At 39.7% G+C, this 4405-nt stretch carries 7 protein-coding genes and 4 pseudogenes; 2 read left to right on the plus strand and 9 right to left on the minus strand.

Going from position 1 to position 4405, the window contains the following annotated elements:
• A pseudogene (locus HBA26_RS23020) lies at positions 1–386 on the minus strand (RHS repeat protein); the annotation flags it as partial.
• 2 nt (positions 387–388) lie between these two features.
• On the opposite strand from HBA26_RS23020, the pseudogene HBA26_RS22315 reads away from it, so the two are divergent.
• A pseudogene (locus HBA26_RS22315) lies at positions 389–490 on the plus strand (DUF933 domain-containing protein); the annotation flags it as partial.
• Between the two features lie 50 nt (positions 491–540).
• Here HBA26_RS22315 and HBA26_RS23025 read toward each other — a convergent pair.
• The 7 genes and pseudogenes from HBA26_RS23025 to HBA26_RS22345 all read right to left on the minus strand — a co-directional run bounded on the left by HBA26_RS23025 (position 541) and on the right by HBA26_RS22345 (position 3418).
• Positions 541–833, minus strand: a pseudogene (locus tag HBA26_RS23025) (YciI family protein).
• 141 nt (positions 834–974) lie between these two features.
• Positions 975–1301 (minus strand): hypothetical protein, encoded by a 327-nt coding sequence (locus HBA26_RS22320; protein ID WP_243854860.1) that lies wholly within the window; start codon positions 1299–1301, stop codon positions 975–977.
• A 16-nt stretch (positions 1302–1317) separates the two neighbouring features.
• Positions 1318–1698 carry a hypothetical protein gene (locus HBA26_RS22325; protein ID WP_049119986.1) on the minus strand — a complete coding sequence of 127 codons (381 nt, stop codon included), beginning with the start codon at positions 1696–1698 and terminating at the stop codon, positions 1318–1320.
• Between the two features lie 79 nt (positions 1699–1777).
• Positions 1778–2254, minus strand: a complete 477-nt coding sequence (locus HBA26_RS22330; protein ID WP_126346168.1) for a hypothetical protein — start codon at positions 2252–2254, stop codon at positions 1778–1780.
• A gap of 26 nt (positions 2255–2280) precedes the next feature.
• The gene (locus HBA26_RS22335; RefSeq protein ID WP_126346167.1) at positions 2281–2763 is read right to left on the minus strand and encodes a hypothetical protein; all 483 of its coding nucleotides are present in this window, start codon (positions 2761–2763) and stop codon (positions 2281–2283) included.
• 224 nt (positions 2764–2987) lie between these two features.
• A complete protein-coding gene (locus HBA26_RS22340; protein ID WP_047368728.1) occupies positions 2988–3233 on the minus strand; it encodes a hypothetical protein in 246 nt (81 codons plus the stop codon).
• Positions 3233–3418 carry a hypothetical protein gene (locus HBA26_RS22345; RefSeq protein WP_126346166.1) on the minus strand — a complete coding sequence of 62 codons (186 nt, stop codon included), beginning with the start codon at positions 3416–3418 and terminating at the stop codon, positions 3233–3235. The genes HBA26_RS22340 and HBA26_RS22345 overlap by 1 nt, the downstream gene beginning before the upstream one ends.
• Before the next feature lie 241 nt (positions 3419–3659).
• Here HBA26_RS22345 and HBA26_RS22350 point away from each other — a divergent pair.
• Positions 3660–3740, plus strand: a pseudogene (locus tag HBA26_RS22350) (DUF933 domain-containing protein); the annotation flags it as partial.
• A gap of 57 nt (positions 3741–3797) precedes the next feature.
• Here HBA26_RS22350 and HBA26_RS22355 read toward each other — a convergent pair.
• On the minus strand, positions 3798–4271 hold the full coding sequence (locus HBA26_RS22355; protein WP_126346165.1) for a hypothetical protein: 474 nt from the start codon (positions 4269–4271) through the stop codon (positions 3798–3800).
• Between the last annotated feature and the right edge of the window lie 134 nt (positions 4272–4405).

Consider the following 4405-nt stretch of genomic DNA (forward strand, 5'->3'; position numbering starts at 1 on the left):
TGCCAGCGAATGCCGTTCAGCTGCGTCAGGCGGTTGTGCGTGACCTTCTCAGCAGAGCCTTCAAGCGGGTTACCGGCTGCATCCCAGCGCCACTGCTCCTGGCCGGGCAGCGTGCCGTCCTGAACCAGCAGGCGCCCGGCGCTGTCGTACTGCCAGCGGTACCAGCTGAACGTGTTATCGTCACGCTCTTCGCGAACCAGGTTATTACGGTAATCGTAATCCCAGCGGCGCGGCGACGGGCACTGAGCGTTGCCGGTAAAGACGTCACGCCGATGCAGTCGGCCCAGGCGGTCGTATTCGCTGCGGGTGGTCAGCAGCCCCTGCGTGCGGCTGGTCTCACGATGGAGTTCGTCGCGGGTTAAATTGGAGATCGACAGCTTATTGAGAACAAGGTGAGCAAGGCGAGAAAGAATCAGGCAAGATGCGTGCGAAAGGGAAAGATTACATCGTTAAAGATGGCTATGTGATGAACTTCCTGTTTAATGTTTGATTTGTTTTGAATGAAAAAAATCCACGCTTTGGCGTGGATTTTTTGCGGGGTTAAAACACATTCTCTAATAGTTCTGTTTTCATGCTGGGTTCAAAAGGTATGATCTCAATAGTCGCAAGCTTTAACCTCGGAAAAGGATCCTCGCATAATCGTTTTGAAGTGAGGCAAGACTCTCACACTTAGCGAGAATGACTCCACCGTTTCTTGGGATCCTTCTTTCGGACGCCAGGAAAATCACCTCTGCATACCCCTTTTTAAGTCACTCAACATGAGCAGGTATCGCTGCGTCGATTTCTTCGAGTGGTTTTATATAGGTCAAAATGACAATGTAAACCGTGCTTATCCTTTGCCACTTAACTCTGTTTTTTAAACTGCTTGTCGGAACTGCTGATACAGTTCCTCTTTTGCCACTGATTGTTGTTATCATTTTTTTGGCGCTTTTGATCTTAATATGCAGGGCCCGATTGAGCCAACGCGTTACGCTTCATATCCCAGGAATAAAACCAGTCATGCCAGCCATTTTTTTTGCTGGATAGCTACAGACAACGACCACTTCCTTTGACAGGTTGAATGTTAAGTAATTGAAAATCGCACCTTCAGGAGGTGCAGACCAAAATAGTTTTTCGCCCTGCGCATTGAAGATGGTCAAAACGGTCGGTAATGGCTTTGGTTCGCTTAATGCAAAGACTAACTGGCGTGTTAAGTCGACCATTGCATAGTCTAAAAATGGCATATTAACCAGTATATTACTTTCGCCACACGTCCATTGAAGCAGGTCATTTTCTTTGATGAAATTGAGATTTTTAATCACAGGTTAACCTCAACTTTTACAGTTTGATCTGTTTCAAATCACCTTCAAAAAGCCCCACAAGATATACCCGATATCGGGCTGGCTGCACTTCTTTATACGTTAATACAGCAGAAAACTCTTTCAAACACTTTGAACAAATGTTTTTCGAAACATCTAATTGGCTTTCATCGTAGCTATATTTCTTATATTCACTAACAAACTTCACGCCTCTCATTTTCTTAACCAAAAAGCATTTTACCTCTACAGGGAGCGTGTCAAACTCATATGAGTTTACTATGGAATAGACTATTACGCCTTCGCATTCAGGGCATGCTATTTCCTTTCCATACTCTATGAAATCATTGTCAATGCCATCAAGGACTAATAACTTTTTTTTCAGTCTATTAATTATTTTCATTTCTAACCTTTAATTGTATTAATAGAAAAGTCAGGTGAGATGTAAATGAAGGCTTTTATTAATCAATTACATCATATAGTCAAATATTCCATTCGATATAAATACCACAATCGAAGCTTTTTTCATTAGATTGTACAACAATTCTACCCCAATCATGCTCCCATTGAAATCCATATGGGGGATTGTTAATTTTGAGCTTAGGGCTTGAGGTTATTTCATTCTGAACCCATGATATCAAACGCTGCTGCTCATCCGATAAATTACTTAGACTAGCCCTTTTATCCCAATCCGCTAGAGTTTTATAAAAACTTCCATCCTTACTAGTAAGGAATATTAATGGAGAAAAAGAAAATGCTGAAGGCCTCAGTTCCAAAATGAAAATTTGAACTTTCCATTTAATATTATCGATAGCGAAATAAAAAGGACCTACTGTAGTCAACGGCGAGAAGAACTTGTAAAATGCGGAATTTTTAAAAGTATCAACATCTTTTAATTCGATGGGGTAGTTGTTGATTGCTACAAATCCAGTACGAACATCAAGTTTCATTTCTAACATATCTAAACCACTTTGTCTGGAAGTGACTACGTTAAAGTCCAAACTATATATGCCACATGATTAAATGACTTTGTCTCATATGAGACTGAGACCCGCCCCCACTCAAAGTTCCACCTAATGATGTCTCTTTTCGTGGTATCAGGAGTGTCCAGGTTTAGTGATTCTTTCAGCCAATCAGACAAGCTTTTCACTGATTCATTTAGCATGTTAATATTAGTTCGGGCATTCCAATCATTTAATGATTTATAGTATTGACTGTTTTTATCAACAAGATGAAGCATAAAAGGAAAACCATAGCACACAGGGCGTATAGTAACTTGAAATTCTCTTTCAAAAAACGCTAGTGAGTCAACAAGGTAGTGATTTGGTATGATTTTCTTTATAGCTCTCTGCTTTACTAATTCGTGGTATAAATCACACCTACAAAAGCCTTCTTCAGTATCAATTTTCAAAGGCAGACCATCAATATTTAGTTCACCTGTGATCGGTTTAAAATTTAATTCAATCATGTTGCCCTATTCTACTTTTGAATGCCGATCACGAGATTGTAACTAAATCAACTACAACATGATGGCATCCATATAAAGAAGCATTTCCGCGTACAGATTACAGGTGTTATATGCAAGGCTCACACTGCATTTTCCACTACGCAAATAAAATGCATCTGCATCAATTATTGCATTACGCCAAACCGTTATAACCATTTCAATCTAATCTACATGACAATAAACCCTTATTGCCAATGGTGCAATAAATCAATCCACATTTCTTTTTCTCCAGAGATAAATTTAATGTTATCTCTATTTTCTTTTACATACTGCATGTACGTTTCATAAATAGCTCTTATAGTCACGGTTTTTTCAGAGCCAGAACCTTCAATCAAAGTCATCAGTTTTTCTAAATAAATTGATGAATCCACTCTTTCGTTGAAAAAAACCTTGAGATAATCGAGTACTTCATCATATGAATCGTAATTCATTATTCCTCCGGAAGAATATGAATTTTGTCGAAAGTAATTGTCCGTTTGTCTGCATGCATTTGTTCTACGCCACCCTTTCCATATTGCGGATAAGCATGCGTAAATTGTTCTAATGGTGCACCAATTTCATCTCCAAACATTCTTGGATGCCTCTCTTGAGGAGTACCGTTTTCATAAAGTTGCAATGTATCAACCGTTCCTCTAATCCTTGCATCACTCCAAGAGACATCCGCTGGTAAAGTTGGAGCAACCTTATCGGGACCTTTTATCTAAAACGCATCACGAGTAGCTTTACCCGTTTCAAATTTTTCGAATCCAAAATACGTTACTGGCACTTGTTTTGTTTCGAGAAGACCAGGAACCCATTTATCTAAACAGCCATCGTCATTCAAATATCGAACATAACGATAAGCAGTTGAAGGCATAGAAGCAGGCAAGTTTCGTGCGGAAGGGAAAGATTACATCGTTAAAGATGGCGACGTGATGAACTTTCTGTTTAACGTTTGATTGGTTTTGAATGAGAAAAATCCACACCAGGGCGTGGATTTTTTTATTGCGAGTCTATCAATAGATAACTAGTTTTCCCGCTGGCCAAATACCTGACCATCCACAAGGCATATGACTAGCTTCATAAACATTAATCAATCCATTAAAAAAGAACGGCTCTCGTAGTAAAGAACTATACGCATCTTCAAGCAAGTAATTGACAAGATCCCATTTTAAGCTCTCAATCATTGAGATTTTCTCAGACTCTGGGAAGATTATTTTTGGGATAATATCAATCTCCACAACTTTCTTCGCTTCTTTGACCAAAGAGTTCCAGTATTGATATTTTTCAGTGTGTTTTATTGCGAGATAACCCGTTATTTCATTAACAGCCTCTAGGGTGGCACTCTCCCATTCATCACTATTGAGGCTTTTTATAAACAAGCTAAGGGACTGAGCCTGGAGAACCACAGGGAGTGTCGTCGCCTTACCAAGATTAACAAACCAATTAATTTTATTTAACCTGTCTATTGCTAGCTGGGATATTTTCATGTTTTAACCTGATTAATTCATCCTGGGATCCACGGTATGTTCATAGCACCAAGCGCCATGCTGTTTTATAATAAAACTCTATGATCTGCGTTACAGACTGTCTCTTATACACATCTGACGCTGCCGACGACGGA

Source organism: Enterobacter sp. 725m/11, from assembly GCF_011683705.1.
Lineage (GTDB): Bacteria > Pseudomonadota > Gammaproteobacteria > Enterobacterales > Enterobacteriaceae > Enterobacter > Enterobacter bugandensis.